The 23035-nt window shown below is 72.8% G+C and carries 21 protein-coding genes; 14 read left to right on the top strand and 7 right to left on the bottom strand.

Annotation, left to right across the window (positions count from 1 at the left end; translation table 11 throughout):
* Window positions 1-95: 95 nt before the first annotated feature.
* The 6 genes from ACIRF9_RS48455 to tgmB all read left to right on the top strand — a co-directional run bounded on the left by ACIRF9_RS48455 (window position 96) and on the right by tgmB (window position 5683).
* Window positions 96-848 (top strand): DeoR/GlpR family DNA-binding transcription regulator, encoded by a 753-nt coding sequence (locus ACIRF9_RS48455; protein WP_403836607.1) that lies wholly within the window; start codon window positions 96-98, stop codon window positions 846-848.
* Between the two features lie 36 nt (window positions 849-884).
* Window positions 885-2243, top strand: coding sequence for a 6-phospho-beta-glucosidase (locus ACIRF9_RS48450; protein ID WP_403836605.1), 1359 nt, complete (start codon window positions 885-887; stop codon window positions 2241-2243).
* A gap of 333 nt (window positions 2244-2576) precedes the next feature.
* On the top strand, window positions 2577-3782 hold the full coding sequence (locus tag ACIRF9_RS48445; protein WP_403836603.1) for a hypothetical protein: 1206 nt from the start codon (window positions 2577-2579) through the stop codon (window positions 3780-3782).
* 213 nt (window positions 3783-3995) lie between these two features.
* A complete protein-coding gene (locus tag ACIRF9_RS48440) occupies window positions 3996-4286 on the top strand; it encodes a DUF1232 domain-containing protein (RefSeq protein ID WP_403836601.1) in 291 nt (96 codons plus the stop codon).
* A 202-nt stretch (window positions 4287-4488) separates the two neighbouring features.
* Window positions 4489-4680 (top strand): putative ATP-grasp-modified RiPP, encoded by a 192-nt coding sequence (gene tgmA / locus ACIRF9_RS48435; RefSeq protein ID WP_055632657.1) that lies wholly within the window; start codon window positions 4489-4491, stop codon window positions 4678-4680.
* Window positions 4681-4696: 16 nt separating this feature from the next.
* A complete protein-coding gene (gene tgmB / locus ACIRF9_RS48430) occupies window positions 4697-5683 on the top strand; it encodes an ATP-grasp ribosomal peptide maturase (RefSeq protein ID WP_403836599.1) in 987 nt (328 codons plus the stop codon).
* Between the two features lie 48 nt (window positions 5684-5731).
* On the opposite strand, the gene ACIRF9_RS48425 is transcribed toward tgmB, so the two are convergent.
* Entirely contained in the window at window positions 5732-5965 is a 234-nt protein-coding gene (locus ACIRF9_RS48425; RefSeq protein ID WP_403836597.1) for a DUF5133 domain-containing protein, read from the bottom strand.
* A gap of 164 nt (window positions 5966-6129) precedes the next feature.
* Window positions 6130-7899 (bottom strand): ABC transporter ATP-binding protein, encoded by a 1770-nt coding sequence (locus ACIRF9_RS48420; protein WP_403836595.1) that lies wholly within the window; start codon window positions 7897-7899, stop codon window positions 6130-6132.
* Between the two features lie 93 nt (window positions 7900-7992).
* On the opposite strand from ACIRF9_RS48420, the gene ACIRF9_RS48415 reads away from it, so the two are divergent.
* From ACIRF9_RS48415 to ACIRF9_RS48405, 3 genes are all read left to right on the top strand, one after another.
* Complete coding sequence (locus ACIRF9_RS48415; RefSeq protein ID WP_403836593.1) at window positions 7993-9615, top strand: PucR family transcriptional regulator; 1623 nt, start codon at window positions 7993-7995, stop codon at window positions 9613-9615.
* Between the two features lie 128 nt (window positions 9616-9743).
* Window positions 9744-11078, top strand: coding sequence for a diaminopimelate decarboxylase (locus tag ACIRF9_RS48410; RefSeq protein WP_403836591.1), 1335 nt, complete (start codon window positions 9744-9746; stop codon window positions 11076-11078).
* A gap of 224 nt (window positions 11079-11302) precedes the next feature.
* Window positions 11303-12193 carry a Gfo/Idh/MocA family protein gene (locus ACIRF9_RS48405; protein WP_403836589.1) on the top strand — a complete coding sequence of 297 codons (891 nt, stop codon included), beginning with the start codon at window positions 11303-11305 and terminating at the stop codon, window positions 12191-12193.
* 1 nt (window position 12194) lies between these two features.
* Here the strand turns inward: ACIRF9_RS48405 and ACIRF9_RS48400 are convergent, their stop codons facing one another.
* Window positions 12195-12524 (bottom strand): hypothetical protein, encoded by a 330-nt coding sequence (locus ACIRF9_RS48400; protein WP_403836587.1) that lies wholly within the window; start codon window positions 12522-12524, stop codon window positions 12195-12197.
* Window positions 12525-12597: 73 nt separating this feature from the next.
* The gene (locus ACIRF9_RS48395; RefSeq protein ID WP_403836585.1) at window positions 12598-13485 is read right to left on the bottom strand and encodes a GNAT family N-acetyltransferase; all 888 of its coding nucleotides are present in this window, start codon (window positions 13483-13485) and stop codon (window positions 12598-12600) included.
* A gap of 232 nt (window positions 13486-13717) precedes the next feature.
* Between ACIRF9_RS48395 and ACIRF9_RS48390 the strand changes: the two genes are divergently transcribed.
* Window positions 13718-14806 carry a PP2C family protein-serine/threonine phosphatase gene (locus ACIRF9_RS48390; protein WP_403836583.1) on the top strand — a complete coding sequence of 363 codons (1089 nt, stop codon included), beginning with the start codon at window positions 13718-13720 and terminating at the stop codon, window positions 14804-14806.
* Here ACIRF9_RS48390 and ACIRF9_RS48385 read toward each other — a convergent pair.
* Window positions 14766-17009 carry an MMPL family transporter gene (locus tag ACIRF9_RS48385; protein ID WP_403836581.1) on the bottom strand — a complete coding sequence of 748 codons (2244 nt, stop codon included), beginning with the start codon at window positions 17007-17009 and terminating at the stop codon, window positions 14766-14768. The genes ACIRF9_RS48390 and ACIRF9_RS48385 overlap by 41 nt on opposite strands.
* Window positions 17010-17153: 144 nt before the next feature.
* Between ACIRF9_RS48385 and ACIRF9_RS48380 the strand changes: the two genes are divergently transcribed.
* Window positions 17154-17360 carry a hypothetical protein gene (locus ACIRF9_RS48380; RefSeq protein WP_403836579.1) on the top strand — a complete coding sequence of 69 codons (207 nt, stop codon included), beginning with the start codon at window positions 17154-17156 and terminating at the stop codon, window positions 17358-17360.
* An 87-nt stretch (window positions 17361-17447) separates the two neighbouring features.
* Complete coding sequence (gene sthA / locus ACIRF9_RS48375) at window positions 17448-18851, top strand: Si-specific NAD(P)(+) transhydrogenase (protein WP_403836577.1); 1404 nt, start codon at window positions 17448-17450, stop codon at window positions 18849-18851.
* Window positions 18852-18855: 4 nt separating this feature from the next.
* Here sthA and ACIRF9_RS48370 read toward each other — a convergent pair whose 3' ends face one another.
* A complete protein-coding gene (locus ACIRF9_RS48370) occupies window positions 18856-19317 on the bottom strand; it encodes a DUF5709 domain-containing protein (RefSeq protein WP_403836575.1) in 462 nt (153 codons plus the stop codon).
* A 327-nt stretch (window positions 19318-19644) separates the two neighbouring features.
* On the opposite strand from ACIRF9_RS48370, the gene ACIRF9_RS48365 reads away from it, so the two are divergent.
* Both ACIRF9_RS48365 and ACIRF9_RS48360 read left to right on the top strand, forming a co-directional pair.
* The gene (locus ACIRF9_RS48365) at window positions 19645-21120 is read left to right on the top strand and encodes an APC family permease (RefSeq protein WP_403836573.1); all 1476 of its coding nucleotides are present in this window, start codon (window positions 19645-19647) and stop codon (window positions 21118-21120) included.
* Window positions 21121-21136: 16 nt separating this feature from the next.
* Window positions 21137-22096 (top strand): hypothetical protein, encoded by a 960-nt coding sequence (locus ACIRF9_RS48360; RefSeq protein ID WP_403836571.1) that lies wholly within the window; start codon window positions 21137-21139, stop codon window positions 22094-22096.
* Window positions 22097-22102: 6 nt separating this feature from the next.
* Here the strand turns inward: ACIRF9_RS48360 and prcB are convergent, their stop codons facing one another.
* Window positions 22103-22960, bottom strand: a complete 858-nt coding sequence (prcB, locus tag ACIRF9_RS48355; RefSeq protein ID WP_403836570.1) for a proteasome subunit beta — start codon at window positions 22958-22960, stop codon at window positions 22103-22105.
* Window positions 22961-23035 lie beyond the last annotated feature (75 nt).

The following is a 23035-nucleotide window of genomic DNA, read 5'->3' as shown; positions in this document are numbered from 1 at the left end:
CCCGGTGCGCGGGTTTGACAAGGGTCAAGCATGTATCGAGACATTCATGCGTGACTTTGCTTGAGTTTGGCGCGTTCGCGAGTATGGTCAGCCGCATGCTCCCTGACCGAAGACACCAGTTGATCCTGCGTGCGCTGCGCGCGGACGGGCCCATCTCCGTGGTCGCCCTGGCCGAGAAGGTCGGGGCGAGTCAGGCCACGATCCGCCGTGACCTCGCACAACTGGAGGACGAGGGCCTGCTCAAACGGGTCTACGGCGGTGCCGCCCCCGTCCTGGGCGAGGACGATCCGTTCGCCGACGTGGCCGGCGTGCGCGTCGAGGCGAAGGACGCCCTGGCCGCCTGGTGCGCAGATCTCGTCATGGACGGCGAGACCGTGCTGCTCGACATCGGCACCACCGCTCACCGGGTGGCCCGTCACCTCCACGGCCGGTCCCTGACCGTGATCACCAGCAATCTGGCCGTCTACGAGGAGCTGCAGGACGACAAGGACATCCAGCTGATCCTGCTCGGCGGCGTGGTGCGGCGCGACTACCGCTCGCTGGTCGGGTTCCTCACCGAGGACAACCTGCGCCAGGTCCACGCCGACCGGCTGTTCCTCGGCACCAGCGGAGTGCGCCCCGACGGCCAGGTGCTGGACACCACCGCCGTCGAGGTGCCCGTCAAGCGGGCGATGATCGCCGCCAGCGCCCAGGTGGTCCTGCTGGCGGACGCGGGCAAGTTCCCCGGCACCGGAATGGCCCGGGTGTGCGGCCCCGAGGACCTCGACGTCGTGGTGACCAACGCACCCGGCGACGAGAAGACCTGCGGCCGGCTGCGCGAGGCGGGGGTCGAGGTGGTCGAAGTATGAGCAAGGTGACCGACGTATGAACGAGGTGGTCGGCGTATGAGACTCACGATCCTGGGCGGCGGGGGCTTCCGGGTCCCGCTGGTCTACCGGGCGCTGCTGGGCGACCGCGGGGCGGGCCGCGTCACCGACGTCACCCTGTACGACCTGGACGCCTCCCGGCTGGCGACCATCCGCAGGGTCCTCGCCGACCAGGCGGCCGGGCATCCCGACCCGCCCGCCGTCACCGTCACCACCGACCTGGACGAGGCGGTCACCGGAGCGGACTTCGTGTTCTCCGCCATCCGCGTCGGCGGGCTGGCCGGCCGGGCGGCGGACGAACGCATCGCCCTGGAGGAAGGCGTCCTGGGCCAGGAGACCGTCGGCGCGGGCGGCATCTCCTTCGGGCTGCGCACCGTCCCCGTGGCGCTCGACATCGCCCGCCGGGTCGCCGCCCTGGCGCCCGACGCCTGGGTCATCAACTTCACCAATCCCGCCGGCATGGTCACCGAGGCGATGACCGCGCACCTCGGCGACCGGGTGATCGGCATCTGCGACTCCCCGGTGGGCCTCGGCCGCCGGGTGGCCGGAGCGCTCGGCGTCGACCCGGCGCGCACCCGCCTGGACTACGTGGGACTCAACCACCTGGGCTGGCTGCGCGGCCTGTACGCCGAGGGCCGGGACCTGCTGCCGTCCCTGCTCGCCGACGAGGCCGCGCTGACCTCGTTCGAGGAGGGCAAGCTGTTCGGCGCCGACCTGCTGCGCACGCTCGGCGCGCTGCCCAACGAGTATCTGCACTACTACTACTTCAGCCGCGAGTCGGTGCACTCGGCGCGGGCCGCCGAGCAGACCCGGGGCGCCTTCCTCCACTCCCAGCAGCAGCGCTTCTACGACTCCCTGGACTCCGCCGACGGCCGCCCGCCGGTGCCCCGGGCCGCGTGGGACGCCTGGGACGCCACCCGGCTGGAGCGCGAGACGACCTACATGGCCGAGAACCGCGACGCCGTCGGCATGGGGGAACGCGACTCCTGCGACCTGGAGTCCGGCGGCTACGAGCAGGTGGCCCTCGCCCTGATGCGGGCCATCGCGCTGGACGAGCGGGCCACCCTCATCCTCAACGTCCGCAACCGCGGCCGGATCCCCGTCCTCGACGACGACGCCGTCATCGAGGTCCCCTGCCATGTCGACGCCAACGGCGCCCACCCCATCGCGGGGGCCCCGCTGCCCGACCACGGCACGGGTCTGGTCTGCTCGGTCAAGGCGGTCGAACGCGCGGTCGTGAGGGCCGCCACGACCGGTGAGCGGGCCCACGCGGTCCGGGCCCTGACCATCCACCCGCTCATCGACTCGTACGCCGTCGCCAACCGTCTGCTGGACGCCTACCGGCGGCATTTTCCCGAGCTGGCCTATCTGGGCTGAGGACCCGAGGCGGCCAGGGCTCGCCCCGACGCGGATGGTGGGCGAGTCCTGGCCGTCGCAGTCGATTCTGGGGGCCGTGGCGCTGTGTGCCCACGGGTGTGCGGACGGCGACCGAGGTGAACGGCGGCCACCTCGTGCGCTCGGCGCACACCCCGTACGAATGTGCGTCGCGCGAGGCGTGACGGCCCGCGCGGTGGGGAAGGCGCACCTCAGCCGGGTACGACCGACGCCCGTGGGCGGGCCGGGCCCGGCCCCGCGTGATCAAGCACACCGCGCGGCGCGCGATACTGGCCTTGGCGTATCACCCCCCGTCCATCCCTCACGAACGGACTCATGCACATCTCCGCGACCGCCCCGCCCACCACCCCCTCCACGGTCTGGCTCGGCCGTGGCCGCCACACCGGCCCCGCCGCGCCGGAGGTACTGCGCAAACACCTCCAGGCGCTCAAGGACAGCGGGACGCTCCATGACTTCCGTGAGCTGCCCGACGCCGAGACCGCCGAGGGCGAGTCGGCCTTCGAGGCCCGCTGGCAGGTGCCCGAGGACGTGACCGTACGCGCCCGGCTGAAGCTGGCGGAGTGGTCGGGCCGGGGCCAGGAGTGGACGCTGGTCGCGGAGGCGGAGCGGCCCTGGGACCTGCGGTGGCCGTCGCCCGCCGAGATGTTCTGGCCGTGGGAGACGGACACCGCGTGGGGCCACGAGACCGTGACCGGTCTGCGGTTCCTGGACGTCAACCCGCTCCCCGCCGACGACAAGGAGCTGCGCCGCACCCTGCGGGGCGCCCTGCGCGACACGTGGACCGTCGATGTCGTCGTCCACGAGGCCATGACGCCCGACGACCGGGGCCGGCGGTCCCTGGTCTCCCTGCTGCCGCCGGGTCTGCACCACCGGGTGGTGGAGCACCGGGCGGCGCCGCACCAGCTGCGCACGGTGAACTGGGCCCTGAAGGACTTCGGGGTCGAGGTGCCGCGCGGCGGTGCGCTGGTGCTGCCCGGCAGCCCCGCGCCGGACGGGTACGCCGCCGACGACTTCTCGGTGCGCAGTGTCTTCCTGGACGGCTCGCATCCGACCGAGGTGCTGGACGCGGTACGGCGGTACGCCGCGCTGCCCGCGCGGCTGCCGGAGGGCGGTGACGCCGCGCTCACCCTGCTGCGGGAGAAGTGGCAGCTGCTGACCCTGGAGGAGGAACTCGCCCGGGAGCGCGAGCTGGTCGCCATGTACAAGGAGGCCCTGGAGGCGATGACGCAGTCCCGGGACCTGTACCGGGAGGCGGCCGAGCAGGCCCACGAGGCGCTGGCTGCCTATCGTGAGGCGGCGGCGGAGGCCGGGACCGGTGAGCCGCAACGGCCGGCACCCGCGAAGAAGGGAGCCTCGCCCTTCCAGCAACTGGGCCGGACCCTGGAGCGCCTCAAGGAGACCACCATGGGTCTGCGCCCGACGCCGCCTCAGGGGCGGCCCCGGGACGAGGAGCCTGATCCGACACGGGAACAGGACGAGGCCCCCGGCCCCGCTGATGTGACCGAGCCGTCCGACCGGTAGCGACTCGCGACGTGACGCTGTCCATTACTACGGGCATATGCGACATCCCGTCACCCGGCCGCCGCACCGGTGTGAGCGCCCGGCGCACGCCGAACGACCGGATTCAGCCTCCCCCGATGCGGTAATCCCGTCGGAAACGGGGAATTCGGGTACCGAAATCGGGGAAATCGAAAACAAGGGCACGCCGCGCGACGGACCCCGGAGGGAGGGCCCGTGGACACGACCACCACGCTCGTCATCGTCGCCGCGGTACTGGCCGCGGCCCTCCTCGCGTGCGCCGCCGCGGTCCTGGTGCGGCTCGTGCGGGCCCGCCGGGACCTCAGACGCGCCGGCCTCCCCACCGGCCCGCGCTGGGTGTTCTGGGGCGCGGTCCTGTACTTCGTGCTACCGGCCGACATACTGCCCGATCCGGTCTACCTCGATGACATCGGTGTCCTGCTGCTCGCCCTGCGCTCCCTGCGCCGCGCCCCGGACCGCGCGGGGATCCCAACTGACCGTGTTTGAAGACGTTTTCACCCCCTGCTCGACCCATCTCCCCTGCTCCGCGCCCTGTTCGGGTCCCGACTCGCCGATGATCACGGAGAGTAAGGAAACCAACCACCCGTTCGATTCGTATAAGTGACTGAAGGTCGCACCAATACGCGGGCCCGAGTGACGTCGCACAGCGGCACCGCTTGATCGAGGCAGTACCGACGAGGGAGAGAACATGCAACCGTTCGCGCTCAACTACGCACGCCCTGCGGCGGAGTTGGAGTTCGCAACTCCGTACGCCTATGACCCCGGACTGCAGTTGAACGTACTCCTCGACGGCCGAGTCGCCGCTCGTGACCACGCCCTGCTCAGAGAACTGGGGACGACCACCTCCACGGCGGGTTCCAAGACCCACTTCGACGACTGAGCACGGGCCGCGCAAGATGACCGTGCTCATCCTGACCTGCGAAGAGGACGTCACGGCGGACATGGTGGTCGTGCACCTGAACGCCGCGGGCGTCCCGGTCGTCCGGCTCGACCCGGCCGATCTGACCAGCACCGTGGCCCTCTCGGGCGAATACGTCCACGGTGCCTTCCGGGGCCATCTGTCCTCGGCCGGCCGGCTGGTGAGCCTGGACGGACTGCGGTCCGTGTGGGTGCGCCGGCCGGGCGCCGCGGCGGCGCGGGCGGCCGAGCCGTCCGCATGGCTCACGGAAGAGGCCTCGCAGGCGCTCTACGGCATGCTCCGGGGCACCGGGGCGCGCTGGATGAACCATCCGGACGCGTCCCTGCGCGCCCGGCACAAGCCGTGGCAGCTGCGGCTCGCGCAGCGCAGCGGGCTGCCCGTACCCGCCACCCTCATCACGAGCTTCCCGCAGGCCGCGCGGGACTTCGCGGAGCGCTACCCGGACCTGGTGGTCAAACCGGTGTCCGGGGCCCATCCGCAGGACCCGCCCCGGGCGGTGCCCACCACCCGGGTCCCGCCCGGCGCCGACTTCGCGGCCGTCGCCTACGGTCCGACCCTGCTGCAGCGCCGGGTCGCCAAGCGGGCGGACATCCGGCTGACCGCGGTGGGCGACCGGATCCTGGCCGCCCGCAAGGACACGGTTCCGGGCGCCGACCCCGACGTGGTGGACGTGCGGTACGCGCCCTCCACCACGCCGTGGCGCCCCGCCGACGTCCCGCCGCGCCTCGCCGAGGCCGTACGGACGTATCTGCGGGATGCCGAACTGGCGTACGGCGCCTTCGACTTCGCGGAGGACGCCGACGGGACCTGGTGGTTCCTGGAGTGCAACCAGTCGGGGCAGTTCGGCTTCGTGGAGGTGGACACCGGCCAGCCGATCGCCCGCACCATCGCGGAGTGGCTGGCCGGACCGGCCCCGAAGACCGGCTCCCGGCACGCCGACCGCTGCGGCTCGGCGGCCTCCTGAGGCGGCGCGGCCGGCCCCCACCGGGGTCCCGGCCGCGCCGGTCGCCGCTCAGACGGCGAGCGACAGTCCCTTGCCGGCGGCCGCGGCGCGCGCCTCGAGCAGGGCGTCCGCCGCCGCGAGCGCCTCCCGCACGTCGGACGTGCCCATCAGCACACAGAGCGTGTAGGTCACGTCACGCAGCTCCCGGGCCGTCTCCGGCCGCTCCTGCTCCGCCTGAGCGATCCTCAGCGTCGCGTACCGGGTCAGCAACGTCCTGGCGACCTTGGGGTCCGGAACGATCACGAGCGCCCCTCTCTTCGGTTGTTGCGCTGCGTGTGCCCGGACCTGGGCGAATCATGCGCACGCGGCGGACGAGTCACCCTCCGGGGGCACGATCGCGCCACGCGGGTTCGTGCCGTACGTAACGCGGGTACGCACGCTGAGTCACGCGGGCCCCTCCTTCCGCGTCATGCCAGCTGTCCGCTGTGCAGGTCCGTGTAGGCCCCGCCGCGGTGCAGGAGTTCGTCGTGGGTGCCGGTCTCGAGCACGCGTCCCTCCCCCATCACGACGATCCGGTCCGCGCCGCGCACCGTGGACAGCCGGTGCGCCACGACGAAGGTCGTACGGCCGCGCAGCAGCCGGGCGAGGGCCTGCTGGACGAGCGCCTCGGAGCGGGTGTCGAGCGCGGACGTCGCCTCGTCCAGGACGAGCACCCTGGGGTCGCGGATCAGGGCGCGGGCGATGGCCAGCCGCTGCTTCTGCCCGCCCGACAGCCGGGCACCGCGCTCGCCGACGAGCGTGTCCAGACCGTCCGGCAGCCGTTCCACGAACTCCAGTGCGTTGGCGTCCCGCAGGGCCGCGCGGACCGTCTCCTCGTCGGCCTCGTCCTCCATGCCGTAGGCGACGTTCTCGCGGACGGTGCCGTCGAAGAGGATCGACTCCTGCGGTACGACCGACACGAACCGCCGGTAGGTGCGCAGGTCCAGGGTGTTCATGTCGGTGCCGTCGAGCAGCAGCCGGCCCGCGGTCGGTCTGATGAACCCGATGACGAGGTTGAGGACGGTGGACTTGCCCGCGCCGGACGCGCCGACGAGCGCGATCGTCTCGCCGGGCCTGACGGACAGCGTGAGGTCGCGCACCGCCGGAACGCCCTCGTCGTAGGCGTACCCGACTCCCTCGAAGGTCACCGCACCGCGCAGGGAGGCGACTTCGGTTTTGCCCGCGTTGTCCTCCAGCTCGGGCGTCTGGAGGACCTCGCCGACCGAACGGACCGACTCCAGGCCCCTGGAGATGACCGGGGCGAGGCCCGCGAGGGTGGTGGTGGAGTTGGTGAGGGTGGTCAGGAAGGCACTCAGCATCACGACGTCGCCGGGGGTGACGCCCCACAGGCCGTGGTACGAGATCAGCGCGGCGCCGGTGAGCACGAGGACGCCGATGACGTTGAGCAGCACCCAGGCCAGCGAGCCGACCCGGCCGTTGAGCAGGTCGAGGCGCATGCCGGAGGTGAGCAGCCGGCGCAGGGTGCCGTCCATGCGGCGCAGCGCCTTGCCCTCGAGGCCGTGGGCGCGGGTCACCGGGATCAGCCGGGTCATCTCGGTGACCCGGGAGGAGAGGTTCTCCACCTCGTGCCGGAAGTGTTCGTTGTGGGCGCGCAGCCGGGCCCGGAGCCGGTCGACGAGCAGGGCGGCGGCGGGCACGACGACGAGGAAGACGGGCACGAACTCCGGGGTGCGCACGGCGATGATGACCAGGCCGCCGGTGAGCACGGTGAGCGCGCCGAGCCCCTGCTCGGCGGTCTGCTGCACCATCTGCTCCACGGTCTCGACGTCCCGCACCACCTTGGCCTGGAGCACGCCCGCGCTGACCCGGGAGTGGTAGCCGATGGACAACTGCTGCATCCGGGTGCACAGGGCGGAGCGCAGGGTGGTGCTCATGCGGCGGACGCTGCCGTACAGCAGGCGCACGTAGAGCAGGTGCAGGGGGTAGTTGACGAGCAGGATGAACAGGATGACGGAGGTGCTGGTCCAGAGCCGGGCGAGGGGCTGGTGCTGGACGACGGTGTCGATGATGGACGCGGTGATCAGGGGCAGCAGCCACACCGGGCTGTGCTTGACGGTGAAGACGACGACCGCTCCGGCCAGGCTGCGGCGGTCGGCGCGCAGGAGGTAGGCGAGGGTGCGGATCGGGTGTTCGCCACGGTAGCGGTGGTCGAGGGGGCGTTCGTACGACGACGCCATGGACGGTGGCCTCCTGGTGGCCGGCGGTGGTGCCGGCGGTGACGCTGGCGATGGCAAGCGCTTACTTCCCCGACCCGCGAGGAGTACACCCGGATGGACGACGCGACCCCGGCGGCCGTGACGCTGCGGTCCCTGCTGGCCTTCGAGGACGGCCACGCGCTGCGCCTGCTGTGCGCGCCCGCCGCGCCCGACGCCGTGGTGCGGCGGATCGCGGTCGGCCTGGACGACCTGAGCCCCGGTCAGGAGGGTGTCCTGCTGCTGGCCGTGGGGGCTCCACCGGACGCCGGGACCGTCCGCGAGGCCGCCCGCCGGGGCGCCTGTGCCGTCGTACCGGCGGAGGCCGACGAGGACCTCGTACCGGTGGCCCGCGAGGCCGGCATCGCGCTGCTCGTCCGGGCCGGCGGCACCGACTGGGCGGAGGCCGCCGCGCTGCTGCGGTCGGCGCTGTCCTACGTCGGCGCCGGCCGGGCCGACGACACCGAGCCGCTGCGGGGCCCGGAGGCGGCGCCCTCGCTCGCGGTGCTGGCGGCACGCGTCGCGGCGTACGTGAAGGGGTCGATCACCATCGAGGACACCCGGTTGCGGGTGCTGGCCCACTCCGCGACCGGCCCCGGCGCCGACGCGCTGCGCCGTACCGTCATCCTCGGCGGGCGGGTGCCTGACTGGCGGGTGGCCGAGCTGCGCCGCAGCGGTCTGCTGCGCGCGCTGTGGACCTCGCCGGACGTGATCCACCGGGCGGCCGACGGGGACAGTCCCGAGCGGCTGGTGGTCGCCGTGCGCAGCGGCCGGGAGGTGCTCGGATCGATCTGGGCGGCCGCGGACGGCGCCGCGCTGGCCCCGGACGCCGCCCGTCATCTGCGGACGGCCGCCGCTCTCGCCGCCCCGCTGCTGGTGCGCGAGCGGCTGCGGGAGAGCGGGACGGCGCACCGCCGGGAGGCCGCCCTGCGCGGTCTGCTGCACGGACTCGGCGACCGCCGGACGCACGCCTGGGCGCTGGGTCTGTCCCCGGACGCGCCGTGCGCGGTGGTGGTGGCCGAGCGGCGGCCCACGGGCCGGGCCGACAACCGCTCCCTGGACGTGCTCGCCCTGGAGATCTCGGCGCTCCGCCCGGGCACGGGTGTCCTGCGGGACGGCGACCGGCTGGCGCTGCTGCTCACCGGGGAGGGCGCGGCGGCGGACCATGAGCACGCCGTACGGGCCGTCGTGCGCGACCTGGACGCGGCCGTGTCGTCGCTGCCGGACGCGGGGGCGGTGTGGCTGGGCGTCGGCCCGGTCGGGCCGCCGGAGCGGGCCGCGTGGTCGCACGAGCGGGCGGTGCTGGTGGTGCGCGCGCTGCGGCAGCGGGAGACGCGGGCCCTGGCCGCGGGGCGCCCCCGGCCGGCCCGTTTCTCGGACGCCGCCGGGGTGGCGGCGGCGCTGGAGGTGCTGCGGATGCTGGACGCGGCCGGTCCGGTGTGGGAGTCGGGCGCCGGTCCGGTCCACGACCTGGTGCGGGCGGACCTCGCCGCGGGCGGGGAACTGGTGCGGACGCTGGCGGTGTGGTTCGAGGCCGGGAACGACGTCCCGGAGGCGGCCCGTCGTCTCCGCGTGCATCCCAACACCCTCCGCTACCGCCTGGGCCGGGTCGGGCAGCGGTACGGGGTGGACCTGGACGACCCCGACACCCGGCTGCTGCTGGCCCTGGCGGTCCGGCTGGCCGCCCCGCCGGCCTCCTGAGGTTGTGCGGGGACACAAGGGTTCCGGTTGTCCTTGGACCGTACGCCGAAGACGTGCGGCTCCTCCGGGGTGACCCTGGAGAGGGACCCGCAGGTGTCCCGCCGCCCCTCAGCGAAGGAGACCATGACGTGTCGCTTCCCACCGAGAACCTCGCGCTCGCCGTCCGGCGGGCCGTCGCCGACGGGCTCCTGACGGAGGACCGGCCGGTGGCCGGCTTCCTCGACGTCCGGGGTGTGCGCGAGAGCGTCGCGGCGCTGCACGAGGCGTTCGCGGGCGTGCCGGACGTGCTGCACGCCTTCGCGGCCAAGGCCTGCCCCCTGGTGCCCGTGCTGCGGCTGCTCGCCGACGCGGGGATGGGCTGCGAGGTGGCGAGCCCCGGCGAGCTGCGGCTGGCGCTGGACGCGGGCTTCGCCCCGGCGCGCATCGTGCTGGACTCCCCCGCCAAGACCCGCCGGGAGCTCCGCGAGGCCCTGGAACTGGGCGTCGCGCTGAACGCCGACAACCTCCCCGAGCTCGACCGGATCGACACGCTGCGCCCCGCGGGCTCCGCGTCCGTGATCGGGCTGCGGGTCAATCCGCAGGTCGGCGGCGGCTCCATCGGGGCGATGAGCACCGCGACCGCACACTCCAAGTTCGGCGTGGCCCTGCGCGACCCCGGCGCCCGGGCGCGCGTGGTCGAGGCCTTCGCGCGGCGCCCGTGGCTGACCCGGCTGCACGCGCACGTGGGCTCGCAGGGCTGCCCCCTGCCGCTGATCGCGCAGGGGCTCGCGGCGCTGCACCGGCTGGCCGAGGAGATCAACGCGCACGTCGGCCGGCGCCAGATCACCAGTCTCGACCTGGGCGGCGGGCTGCCGGTGAACTTCGCCGACGACTGCGTCACGCCCACCTACGCCGAGTACGTGGCCACGCTCACCGCCGTGGAGCCCGCCCTGCTGGACGGCCGCTACCGCGTGGTGACCGAGTTCGGCCGCTCCCTGCTCGCCAAGAACGGCTTCACGGCCGCGCTCGTCGAGTACGTCAAGGAGGCGGGCGGCCGCCGGATCGCGCTCACCCACGCCGGCGCCCACGTCGCCACCCGGACGGTGTTCATGCCGCAGGCGTGGCCACTGCGGGTCTCCGCGTACGGGCCGGACGGCATGCCGAAGCGGACGCCCGTCGTGCCGCAGGACGTCGCCGGACCGCTCTGCTTCGCCGGGGACGTCGTCGCCCACGCGCATCCGCTGCCGGAGCTCGACGAGGGGGACGTGGTGGTGCTGCACGACACCGGCGCCTACTATTTCTCCGCCCCGTGGGCGTACAACAGCCTGCCGAGGCCCGCCGTGTACGGGTATCTGGTCCAGGACGGCGGGGTCACCTTCGCCACGGTGCGGCCCGCCCAGTCGCTGCGGGAGATCTCCCGGGAGAGCGGCCTGGACCAGGCGGACGCCCTGCTGACCGGGTTCACCGCGCCGTCGCTGCGCTGAGAGCCTGTGTCATATCTCCGGCCGGATCAGCGCGCGGCGTCTGGTGCTCCCCCGCTCGAGCGCATTCGAGAGTGGGGGAGGAGCCACGTGGGTGGTTCGGCAACGCGGCTGGGGGTCCCCCCTCTGGGGGAGCACGTGCCAGGCGTCGCGCGCCCGGCCGGGGAGATGACACAGGCTCTGACCAGGGGTACCCCGGGCAGGGCCGGTGTGCGAGAGTCGGCGCCATGCGCATAGGTCTGCTCGGTACCGGCCCCTGGGCCGGGATGGTCCACGCTCCCGTCCTCGCCTCGCACGACGGCCTCGACTTCGCCGGGGTGTGGGGCCGCCGCCCGGAGGCCGCCAAGGAACTGGCGGACCGTCACGGCACACGGGCGTACGACGACGTCGACGCCCTGCTCGGGGACGTGGACGCGGTCGCCGTCGCCCTGCCGCCGGACGTGCAGGCCGAGTTGGCGGCGCGGGCCGCCGGGGCGGGCTGCCATCTCCTGCTGGACAAGCCGGTCGCGACGACGGTGTCCGGGGCGCGGGCCGTGGTGCGGGCCGCCGAGGAGGCCCGGGTCGCCTCGGTCGTCTTCTTCACCACCCGGTTCCTGGGCGAGACCGGCGACTGGATCGCCGAACAGGCCGGGGCCGGGGGCTGGTTCACCGGGCACGCCCAGTGGCTGGGCTCGGTGTTCGCCGAGGAGAGCGACAGCCCGTTCGCCACGCCCTGGCGGCGGGAGAAGGGCGCCCTGTGGGACGTGGGCCCGCACGCCCTGTCGGTGCTGCTGCCGGTCCTCGGCGACGTCCGCCGGGTGACGGCCGCGGGACGCGGCCCCGGTGACACCGTCCACCTGGTCCTGGACCACGCCGGCGGTGCCTCCAGCACCGTGACCCTCAGTCTGACGGCCCCGCCCGGGGCGGCGGGCGCGGCCGTCGAGGTGCACGGCGCGTCCGGGACATCCCGGCTCCCGCAGCCCACCGGCGGCGCCGCCGACGCCCTCACCCGGGCGGTGGACGAACTGCTCGCCGCCGCCCGCGACGGCAGGGCCCATCCCTGCGACGCCGCGTTCGGTCTGCGGGTGACCGAGGTACTCGCCGACGCCGAGACCCTGCTGGACGCCGGCGAGCGCTGACTCACCCGTCCTCGAACGGCTCGTCGCTCCACCGGAACCAGGCCGTGTCCCCCTCGATGTGCAGCAGGAACTCGGGGACCGGCCCGCGTGGCGAGACCAGCGTCACCCGCCGGCGTATCTCGCCCTGGACGGCTTCCCACTCCTCCCAGTTCTCGTCCTCCATGAGGGACAGTTCCCGGGTGAAGAGGGGTTCGACGGCGTCGAACGCCGGACCGGCGGCGCTGAAGCGGCCCGACAGGAAGGGAAAGTCGGCGTCCTCGACGACGATGTCACCGATCTCCTCCCTGCCGTCGGCGCCGCGTACGGACCAGACCTCGCCGTCGAACCCCATCACGCCCCCGTCGCTCGCCGCGGATCACTCCTGGGCCCAGCATGCCACCGGGGTCCGACAGTCGGCCCGGGCGTCAGCGGAGCTCGAAGTTCGCCCGCTCCCGGACGATCGGGTAGCCCGCCTTGGCGAAGTGCGCGGCCATGGGGAAGTTGCCCTGGTCGGTCGCGGCGGCGATGAACTCGGCACCCCGCTCGGCGAGATGGTGCGTGCACTCGACGAGCAGATCGTAGGCGTAGCCGTGCCCCCGGTGTTCCGGCAGGACGCCGATGAAGCCGACGCACGGGCCGGAGGGGTTGTGGGCCGGGATGTGGAGGCCGGCCAGGTCGCCGTCCGGCGTGTACGCGACCTGCCACCACTCGCGCGGGGACGGGCACCAGCGGAAGAAGTCCAGTTCTTCCTGGGCTGCCTGGTCGAGCCCGCCCTCCTGGATGGCCTTGCGGGCGTGGGCGTCGAGGGTGACGGAGTGGATGCGGCGCAGGGCGTCGAAGAACACCGCGTCGTCGGGCTCCGGGGCGAAGGTGAGGCGGCCGGGGCGCTCGGGCAGGCCGCACTCCGGGGTCCAGCGGTACACGAAGCGTTCCACGAGCAGGGACTGGCCGGCGGCGCGGGCGGCGGCGTAGCGGGCCTCGGCGGCGGCTCGCTGCACGGCGTCCTCGCGCCAGCCGCCGGGCAGGACCAGGTCCAGGCCGACCCGCCAGGGCGCGCTGCGCAGCAGTTCGGCGCCCGCCTCCTCCTCGCCGTCGGCGAAGTCGAACCACTCGACGGTGCGGGGCTCGGTGTCGTCGGGCCCGCCCCACCAGGCGGCGCGGGCGACGACCCGGCCGTCGCGCAGGGCGACCCGCTTCCACTCGGGCCGGTAGGTGGCGTTGCGGAACGCGTCGGCGGCGCGCAGCGGGTCGGGCAGGGTGTCGAACAGATGGACGTCGCTCTCGTCGAGAGCGCGGATGACCAGATCGGTCACGGATTCCTCCGGGATGCGTACGGCTTGATGCGCTCCCGGGCGCCCGACACGGAGGTCAGGCGGGGCACGCCGGGGTCACGGGGTGGGAGCGCGGGACGAATGAGAGCTTCACGGGCGCTCGCCTCCTTCCGTGGTGTCCGGGCGTGCGGTCACACCTTAGAAGATCATCTGATGGGACGTCCAACCCTTTTCTCGGCGTGCGCCCGCCCGTACCGGGGTGGAGCGTGGTGGTGTGGCACGAGTGGACGGGGAACGGCGGGGCTGGCTGCGGGGCGCGCCGCCGCCGCTCTGGGTGCGGGCGCTGCCGATCCTGCTGATCGCGGGCGTCTGCGCGGCCACCCTGGCCAGCCCCGAGCGGCTCGACATCGGCTTCCTGCTGGGCGCGATCCCGCCACTGGCGGTGCTGTCGTACGGTCCCGTGGCGACCGGGGCGCTCGGCGCGGCCGTGGTCGTGATGCTCAACGTGCCGGCGTTCGGTCTGGACCGGCCGGGTCAGACCGACCTGCTGACGATCTGTTTCGTCGCCCTGCTGAGCGTGTTCGTGGCGTTCGTGCGCAGCCGCCGGGACGTGCACGCGGACATGGAGCGCATGGTCGCCGAGGCGGCGCAGCGCGCCGTGGTGCCCTCGGTGCCGGAGCGGGTGGGGCCGGTGCGCTGTGCCGGTCTGTACCGGGCGGCCGAACGCGGGACGCTGGTCGGCGGTGACTTCTTCGACGTACGGGAGAGCGCGCACGGGGTGCGGGCGGTGCTGGGGGACGTCCAGGGGCACGGACTGGCGGCGATCGCGACGGTCGCGTCCCTGATGGGGGCGTTCCGGGAGGCGGTGCTCGACCAGCCGTCCCTGGAGGCGGTGGCGGCCCGCCTCGACCGGCGGCTGGCGGTGGACTCGGCGCGGGTCCCGCACGCCGAGCTGTTCGCGACGGCCGTCCTGCTGGAGTTCGCGCCGGACGCGGACGCCGTACGGGTCGTGGTGTGCGGGCATCCCCCGCCGGTGCTGCTGCGCGACGGTGCGGCGACGGAGGTGCCCGTCTCCCCGTGGACTCCGCTGGGTCTGGGCCTCCCTAACGGGCCCGCGCCCGCCGGTCGCGCCCTGCCCCTGCGTCCCGGTGACCGGCTCTTCCTCGCCTCCGACGGCGTCTGGGAGGCGAGGGACACCGCGGGCGCCTTCTATCCCCTCACGGACCGGCTGCCCGCCCTCACCGCGGGCACCGACCCGGCCGACACGACCGCCCGTGTCTGGGCCGATCTGCTCCGGCACTCCCCCACCGTCCGCGACGACGTCACGATGCTCCTTCTCGCGCCCGGGCGGCCGGGCCGCTGAGGTTCTCCGCTTCGCCCTCGGCGTCGATGTGCGGCAGGATCCGGTCCAGCCAGTGCGGCGTCCACCAGGCGCGCGGCCCCAGCAGCGTCATCACCGCGGGCACCATGAGCAGCCGTACGACGGTGGCGTCGATCAGCACACTGACGGCGAGGCCGAGGCCCAGCATCTTGACCACGATGTTGTCGCTGATGATGAACGCCGCGAACACGCTGACCATGATCAGGGCGGCGCAGGTGATCACCCGGGCGGTGATCTCGAGGGCGTGGGCGACGGAGTCCTTGGCGTCGCCGGTGCGCAGCCAGGCCTCGTGGACACGGGACAGCAGGAAGATCTCGTAGTCCATGCTGAGGCCGAAGATGATCGCGAACATCATCATCGGCACATAGCTCTCGATGGGCACGTCACCGTTGACGCCCAGCGCGGGGCCGCCCCAGCCCCACTGGAAGACGGCGACCACCACGCCGTACGAGGCCGTGATGGACAGGACGTTGAGGACGGCGGCCTTCACGGCGACGAGGAGGCCGCGGAAGACGGCGAGGATGATCAGGAAGGCGAGCGCGACGACGACACCGATGATCAGGGGCAGCCGGCTGGCGACGATGTCGCGGAAGTCGACCTGGGCGGCCGTGGTGCCGGTGACATAGCCCTTGGCGTCGTAGCCCGAGACCGCGTCGGGGAGGGTGTCGTCCTTGAGCCGGTTCGTCAGGTCGGTGGTGGTGGCGTCCTGCGGGGCCTGGGTGGAGTAGACGGTGGCGGTCAGCACGTCGCCGTCCTGGGTGGCCGTCAGCGGGGTGACCGTGGCCGCGTCGGGGACGGCGTTCAGGGTCTTCTGCGCCTGGGACTGGAGGGCGGAGCGCTGGTCGGAGGGGACGGACGTCTGGTCGATGACCACCGTGAGGGGTCCGTTGGAGCCGGGGCCGAAGGCGTCGGTCATCAGGTCGTAGGCCCGCCGGTCGGTGAAGGAGGTCGGGTCGGCGCCGTCGCCGATGTGGCCGAGCTGGATGGAGAAGACGGGGATGGCGAGGATCGCGATGACGGCGAGGCCGACGCTCAGGTACTCCCAGGGCCTGCGCTCGACGCGTTTGGCGTAGCGGTGCCAGGTGCCGTGCGGGGTGGCGCCCGGTTCGGCGTCGGTCTCGGCGATGGGTTTGCGTACGTGGTAGCGGTCGATGTGTCGGCCGATGAGCCCGAGGAGGGCCGGTACGAGGGTGAGGGCGCCGGCGACCGCGGAGACGACCGTGATGGCGGCGGCGAGGCCGAGTTTGCCGATGAAGGACACCCCGGACGCGTACAGGCCCGCCAGCGCGATGATCACGGTGGTGCCGGAGACCAGGACGGCGCGGCCGCTGGTGGCGGTGGCGTGTCCGGCGGCCTCGGCGGGATCGGCGCCGTCGATCAGGTTCTGCCGGTGCCGGGTGATCAGGAAGAGGGCGTAGTCGATGCCGACGCCGAGGCCGATCATGGTGGCGAGGGTCGGTGAGACGGTCGCGAAGGTGAAGGCGGCGGCGAGCAGCCCCAGGACGGCGAGTCCGCCGACGACGCTGATCAGTGCGGTGATCAGGGGCAGTCCGGCGGCGACGACGCTGCCGAAGCCGATGAGCAGGACGACGACGGCGACCGCGAAGCCGATCAGTTCGCTGACCCGGTCGTCCGCCGCGGGGCGGGCCAGTTCGCCGAGGGAGCCGCCGTACTCGACCTCGGTACCGGCCGCCCGCAGCGGCTGGACCGCGTCGTCGACCCCGTCGAGGTAGCTGTCGCCGAGGGTGGAGGGCTGGACGTCGAAACGGACGGTGATGTATCCGGTCTTGCCGTCGGCCGACACCGGGCCGATCTTGGTCGGGGTCTGCGAGAGCGGGTTCTGCACCGCCAGCACATGGGGCAGCTTCTGCAGGTCGCCCACGGTGGTGGACATCGGGGAGCCGAGCGCGCCGAGGGCCTGCCGGTCGTCGTGCAGGACGATCTGGCTGCTGTATCCCCCGGCCTGCGGATCGTGCTCCTTGAGGACGTCCAGGCCCTTCTGCGACTGCGTGTCCGACAACTGGAAGTCGTCCTCGTAGGCCCCGCCGACGGAGCGGTCGATCACCTGGAGGGCGACGAGGGCCACGAGCCAGGCGATGATGACGATCACGAAGTGACGGGCGCACCAGGCGCCGAGTCTGCGCAGTCCCCCGCGGCGCGGTCCCCCGGCGGTGGTGGGTGCCATGGGCTCATTAGACGCCCGCCCGATCTTCCCGGCATCCCGGACGGGGAGCGGCTCCGGGAGGATCGGGACCTGATCGGGATTGCAGGGTGCGGCTCCAGGATGAATGGTGTTAGTACAGCCCTTCGGACGCGAGGAGCAGACACCATGCCGACGTCACAGTCAGGCGCCGCCCGGCCTTCCCCGGACCGCGTCACCCCGGACAACCTGCTCCACACGCGCACCGGCACCGAAGTGTCGCCGGAGGACATGGTCCTGGCCGCGGGCAGGGACATCACCCCCCGCAACCTCGCCTGGGCCAAGCGCAAGCTGGACGAGGAGGGCCCGAACGCGATCGAGAAGCTGCTGCCCTAGAGGGCCTCTGGCAGCGGCTTCGCCGCAACCTCCTGGAAACTTCCTCGCTCTTTCCCTGCGGGCACCCCCGCTGTCAGACTGCGGAGGGTGCCCGACTTCGACATGCTCGTCCTCGGATCCGGTCCCGGCGGTCAGAAGGCCGCCATCGCCGCGGCCAAACTGGGCCGCCGAGTCGCCGTCGTCGACCGCCCCGACATGGTCGGCGGGGTCTCCCTCCACACCGGCACCATCCCCTCCAAGACCCTGCGCGAGGCGGTGCTCTACCTCACCGGTCTCACCCAGCGGGACCTGTACGGCCAGAGCTACCGGTTGAAGGAGGACATCACCGTCGCCGATCTGACCGCGCGCACCCAGCACGTGGTCGGGCGTGAGATCGACGTCATCCGCAGCCAGTTGACCCGCAACCACGTCTCCCTGTTCGCCGGCACCGGCCGCTTCGTCGACGACCACACGATCGCCCTGCGCGAGATCAGCGGCCACGAGCGGCTGATCGGCGCCGACCACATCGTCATCGCCACCGGCACCCGGCCCGCGCGGCCGGACAGCGTGGAGTTCGACGGGCGGACCATCCTCGACTCCGACAACGTCCTGACGATCGAGCGGGTGCCCCGGTCCATGGTGATCGTCGGGGCCGGGGTGATCGGCATGGAGTACGCCAGCATGTTCGCCGCGCTCGGCAGCAAGGTCACGGTGGTGGAGAAGCGGGCCGGGATGCTCGACATGTGCGACGTCGAGGTCATCGAGTCGCTGAAGTACCACCTGCGGGACCTGGCGGTCACCTTCCGGTTCGGGGAGACCGTCGCCGCCGTCGAGCGGCATCCGCGGGGCACGCTGACCGTGCTGGCCAGCGGGAAGAAGATCCCGGCGGACGCGGTGATGTACTCGGCGGGCCGGCAGGGCCTGACCGACGAACTCGACCTGGACAAGGCCGGGTTGACGGCCGACCCGCGCGGCCGGATCGAGGTCGACGAGCACTACCGTACGCAGGTCCCGCACATCTACGCCGTCGGTGACGTCATCGGATTCCCGGCGCTGGCGGCGACGGCGATGGAGCAGGGCCGGGCGGCCGCCTACCACGCCTTCGGGGAGCCGGTCGCACGGATGCACCACCTCCAGCCGATCGGCATCTACACCATCCCGGAGATCAGCTTCGTGGGACGGACGGAGGACCAGCTCACCGAGGACAGCGTGCCGTTCGAGGTCGGTGTCGCCCGCTACCGGGAGCTGGCCCGCGGACAGATCATCGGCGACGCGCACGGCATGCTGAAACTGCTGGTCTCGCCCGAGGACCGCACGCTCCTCGGCGTGCACTGCTTCGGGGCCGGCGCGACGGAACTGATCCACATCGGGCAGTCGGTGATGGGCTGCGGCGGGACGGTCGACTACCTGGTCGATGCGGTGTTCAACTACCCGACGCTGGCGGAGTCGTACAAGGTCGCCGCCCTGGACGCCACCAACCGGCTGCGGCAGCTGGACCGGATCGGGGACTGAAAATTCACTCCTCGACGATGTGAACGGCGGCCTCCTCGGCGGCCGCCGCCCCGCCGTCGATCCCCTTGTCCTCGGCGACCTCCTCCTTGGTGGTGTCGGGGTGGGCGCCCTCGTCGGGGGCGACCAGGCGCCCGGCGCGGGCGTCGCCGACCTCGGGGTCGAGGGGTTCGCCCTCGCCGCCGGGGAGGTCCCCGATGCCGTCCCCGGCGGGCGCGGAGACCTCCGGGACCTCCTGCGCGAGCCGCTCGTCGAGGGTCTCGCCCTCGTGCTGTTCAGCCGCCGTGGTCCCGTGTTTGGTGACGCCGAGCGGCCTCTCGGGCGGGGAGTACCCCTCGTCCAGGATGTCGTCGTAGGTGCGTTCGTCGACGGCGTCCTGGAGGTCGAGCGGGGCGGCGTCCTGCTGCTCCTCGTTCGTGCCGGTGGGCTGATAGGCGTCGTCGCCCATTGCCGCGGGCTCGGTGCCCATGGGTGCCTCCCTCGTGTTCCGGGCTGCTTTTCGACCCCGTCCGCGTTTCCCGTGTCGCCCGCTCCAATCGCGGCACGTGCCGGGCGCACGGGCCGGCACCGGTTACCCGACCGTCAATCTTGAAAGCTCAAGAGGTGGGGCTATCATCACTCGCACACTCGGTGTGACCGTCCCTGAACGCTCTGGTGGCCGGCAACCGCCATGCTCTTCCCCGCCGTCGTTTCCCGAGGTCATCCCTCTCCGGTGCGCGGCGGTGCTCCATCTCACCCCCCATACGCCGTCGGGCCGTCCCCGCTCCGGCGGTGCACGACGGAAAGCAGCACAAGCATGAGCAACAGCACCGGAAGAGGGCTGCAGGCGAACGTCCTCGGCACCTTCGACACGGTGGTGATGGCGGTCGCGGGCAGCGCCCCGGCGTACTCCATCGCCGCCACGACGGCGGTCCTCGTCGGCGCGGTGGGCCTGGCCAGCCCGGCGGCGCTGCTGTACTGCGCGATACCCATGCTGGGCATCGCGCTGGCGTTCAGCCGGCTCGGCCGGATCGACGTGAACGCCGGAGCCAGCTACTCGTGGGTGGGCCGGACCCTCCACCCGTTCCTGGGCTTCCTCAGCGGCTGGGCCCTGGTCGTCTCGGCGACGATCTTCATGGTGGCGGGGTCGCTGCCGGCCGGCTCGATGACGCTGGCGCTCTTCGACGAGGGGCTCGCCGACAACACGGCGCTGTCGACGGCGGTCGGCGCGGCCTGGTTCCTGGTGATGCTGGCGGTGGTGCTGGGCGGCGCCCGGCTCACCGTGCGCGCGCAGCTGATCATGTCGGGCGTGGAGCTGGCGATCCTGGCGCTGTTCGTGCTGCTCGCCTGCTTCCACTCACAGGACAACGCGCTGCCGTTCGACTGGTCCTGGCTCGGGTTCAGCCACTTCGACGGGGTCTCCGGCTTCGCGTCGGGCGCGCTGGTGGCGGCGTTCTACTACTGGGGCTGGGACGTGACCAGCAACCTCAGCGAGGAGACCCGCAACAGCCGCCGTACGACCGGGCTGGCGGGCCTGGTCGGGGTGGGCATCGTGTTCCTGCTGTTCGAGGTGTTCACCATCGCGGTGAACGTCATCCTCAGCGCGCAGCAGATCGAGGACAACGGCGCGAACGTGCTGGCCGCGCTGGGTGAGGAACTGTGGCCGGGCTGGGGCGGCAAGCTGCTGATCGTCGCCGTGATGCTGTCCACCATCGCCACGCTGGAGACGACGCTCATCCAGGTCACCCGCTCGCTGTTCGCGATGGGCCGCGACCGTACGATGCCGTCCGCGCTGGGCCGGGTGCACCGCACCTGGAACACGCCGTGGATCGCGATCGCGGTGGTCGGCGGGGTGGCGCTGGCGATGTTCGTCGCCTCCAACGCGCTGGGCTCGGTGGGCGACATCCTCGCCGACGCGATCTCGGCGATCGGGTTGCAGATCGCGGTCTACTACGGCCTCGCGGGCCTGGCGGCGGTCGTGGCCTACCGCAGGACGCTGCTGCGGTCGCCGTCCGACTTCCTGCTCGGCGGGCTGTGGCCGCTGTTCGGGGCGCTGTTCATGTTCTGGATCCTCGCGGAGTCGCTCGGCGAGCTGGAGCCGGCGGCGATCGCCATCGGCCTCGGCGGGCTCGCGGTGGGGCTGGTGCCGATGCTCTGGTACTGGCGGAAGGGCAGCGACTACTACCGGCCGGCCCGGCTCGACGCCTCCCGGACCGTCGAGGCCGACTACGTGCCCGACGGCCACGCGGCCGCGCACGCCACCGGCTACGAGGGTCTCCCGACCGACTTCTGAGGGGGAACCCGAACCGATGGCGCGCGACCGCTTCGCTCCGGACTTCGACCCCGACTGCGGGGACGTGTCCCTCTCCTCCGCCCGGCACGACATCGTCATCGGCCGCTGGCAGGGCCTGCGGGAACTGCTGCGGACGACCGGGCCCGAGTGGCTCGCCCGGGGCCACCGGGTGCGGCTGCTGGCGCAGGCCTGCGCGGGCAGTTCGACGGTGGAGACCTGGCTGGCCGCCGAGCCGCACAGCGCGGACGCCCTGGTGCTGCGGGCGGCCACGGAGACGGCCCGGGCGTTCAACCTGGCCATCGCCGCGGGCCGGGGTGTGCCGATCGACCAGCAGCGGATCGACGCGGCGGTGCTGGCGTGTCTGTCGGCGGCCGAGGCGTACCTGGACGACCCGACGCCGTGGATCTCGCTGATCTCGGTGGCCCGGCTCTACCGGTCGGGGGTGCGCCGGCAGGAAATGGCCCGCTGGTGGGACGAGTTGCACCAGCGCGACCCGTACAGCATGGAGGGCCATCTCCAGGTGCTGCACTACTACTCGGCCCGCTGGCACGGCTCGCACGGCCTGATGTACGACTTCGCCCGCGACGCCGCCGGGGTGGCCCCGCCGGGCTGCCCGCTGCCGGTCCTGGTCCAGTACGCCCGCATCGAGGAGTACCGCTACGCCGTCGACACCACGCAGGGCCGCCCCGCCAAGGTGGGGCTGGCCCAGCACTGGAACAACGACGGCGCGGTGAGCGACGTCCGCCGCACCTGGGAGCGCTGGATCGCCGGCCGCCGGGACACCCCCGTCGCCCCCGGTGAACTCCGCGACCTCAACTACCTGGCCCACGCGGCCTGCTGGGCGGACACCCACGACGTGGCGGCCGACCTGCTGCGCCTCCTGGGCCGTCGCGCCACCCGCACCCCGTGGTCGTACACCGGCGACCCGACCCAGCAGATCCTGCGCTGGCGCAAGGAGGCGGGGCTGCGCGTGTGAGGGTTCTCAGGGCGAGGCGTGCGGGCCGTCCGGGCGGCTTCGGCGGTGTTCGACCATCTCGCGGCTGAGGTCCTCGGTCTCCGGCTCGGGCAGCCGCTCGAAGCCGTCCTCAGTGATGACCGAGACGATCGGGAAGATCCGGCGGTTGATGTCCGGGCCGCCGGTCGCGGAGTCGTCGTCGGCCGCGTCGTAGAGGGCCTGGAGCGCGGCCAGGGCCGCCTCGCGGCGGGTCATGTCCGCGCGGAACAGCTTCTTCAGGGCGCCGCGGGCATACGGGGAGCCGGAGCCCTCGGCGTGGAAGGGCGCCTTCTCGTACAGGCCGCCGGCCACGTCGAAGCTGAAGATGCGGCCCCTGGCGCCCTGGGGTGCGGTGACGTCGTAGCCCGCGAGGAGGGGGACCACGGCGAGGCCCTGCATGGCCTGGCCGAGGTTCTGCCGGATCATCGTGGCGAGCCGGCGCGCCTTGGCGCCGAGGGTCATGGGGATGCCCTCGACCTTCTCGAAGTGCGTGAGCTCGACCTGGTACAGCTTCACCATGTCCAGGGCGAGTCCGACGGTGCCGGCGAAGGCGACGGCGGTGTGGTCGTCCGCCGGGTGCACCTTCTCCAGGTCGCGCTGGGCGATGAGGTTGCCCATCGTGGCCCGGCGGTCGCCGGCGATCAGGACGCCGTCGCGGTAGGAGAGGGCGAGGACCGTGGTGCCGTGCGGGAACCGGTCGGGCGCGGCGCGCACGCCGTCGGGGAACGGCGGGCGGGTCGGGAGCAGTTCGGGGCGGTGCACCGCCAGGAAGTCGCTGAAGGACGAGCCTCCCACGGTGAAGAACTCCTCCGCCGGCCGGCCCTCGTGCCCAGTGCCTGTCGCCATGTCACTCCCCCTCGCCCGCCGCGGTCGTCGACATCCCCCTACCTACCTGCGCCCGGCACCCGGGAAACACGTGTA

Source organism: Streptomyces sp. NPDC096132, from assembly GCF_044763345.1.
Taxonomy (GTDB): Bacteria; Actinomycetota; Actinomycetes; order Streptomycetales; family Streptomycetaceae; genus Streptomyces.
Note: the sequence above shows the minus strand (reverse complement) of the source record. Positions and strands in the feature narration are given on the sequence as shown.

Bases quoted from the DNA above. Each gene is read 5' to 3' on its own strand.
- ACIRF9_RS48360 (WP_403836571.1), top strand. From the start codon at position 21,137: ATGGCGCGCGACCGCTTCGCTCCGGACTTCGACCCCGACTGCGGGGAC.
- tgmB (WP_403836599.1), top strand. From the start codon at position 4,697: ATGACCGTGCTCATCCTGACCTGCGAAGAGGACGTCACGGCGGACATG.
- ACIRF9_RS48415 (WP_403836593.1), top strand. From the start codon at position 7,993: ATGGACGACGCGACCCCGGCGGCCGTGACGCTGCGGTCCCTGCTGGCC.
- ACIRF9_RS48365 (WP_403836573.1), top strand. From the start codon at position 19,645: ATGAGCAACAGCACCGGAAGAGGGCTGCAGGCGAACGTCCTCGGCACC.
- tgmA (WP_055632657.1), top strand. From the start codon at position 4,489: ATGCAACCGTTCGCGCTCAACTACGCACGCCCTGCGGCGGAGTTGGAG.
- ACIRF9_RS48405 (WP_403836589.1), top strand. From the start codon at position 11,303: ATGCGCATAGGTCTGCTCGGTACCGGCCCCTGGGCCGGGATGGTCCAC.
- ACIRF9_RS48450 (WP_403836605.1), top strand. From the start codon at position 885: ATGAGACTCACGATCCTGGGCGGCGGGGGCTTCCGGGTCCCGCTGGTC.
- ACIRF9_RS48455 (WP_403836607.1), top strand. From the start codon at position 96: ATGCTCCCTGACCGAAGACACCAGTTGATCCTGCGTGCGCTGCGCGCG.
- ACIRF9_RS48380 (WP_403836579.1), top strand. From the start codon at position 17,154: ATGCCGACGTCACAGTCAGGCGCCGCCCGGCCTTCCCCGGACCGCGTC.
- ACIRF9_RS48370 (WP_403836575.1), bottom strand. From the start codon at position 19,317: ATGGGCACCGAGCCCGCGGCAATGGGCGACGACGCCTATCAGCCCACC.
- ACIRF9_RS48445 (WP_403836603.1), top strand. From the start codon at position 2,577: ATGCACATCTCCGCGACCGCCCCGCCCACCACCCCCTCCACGGTCTGG.
- ACIRF9_RS48385 (WP_403836581.1), bottom strand. From the start codon at position 17,009: ATGGCACCCACCACCGCCGGGGGACCGCGCCGCGGGGGACTGCGCAGA.
- ACIRF9_RS48420 (WP_403836595.1), bottom strand. From the start codon at position 7,899: ATGGCGTCGTCGTACGAACGCCCCCTCGACCACCGCTACCGTGGCGAA.
- ACIRF9_RS48400 (WP_403836587.1), bottom strand. From the start codon at position 12,524: ATGGGGTTCGACGGCGAGGTCTGGTCCGTACGCGGCGCCGACGGCAGG.
- prcB (WP_403836570.1), bottom strand. From the start codon at position 22,960: ATGGCGACAGGCACTGGGCACGAGGGCCGGCCGGCGGAGGAGTTCTTC.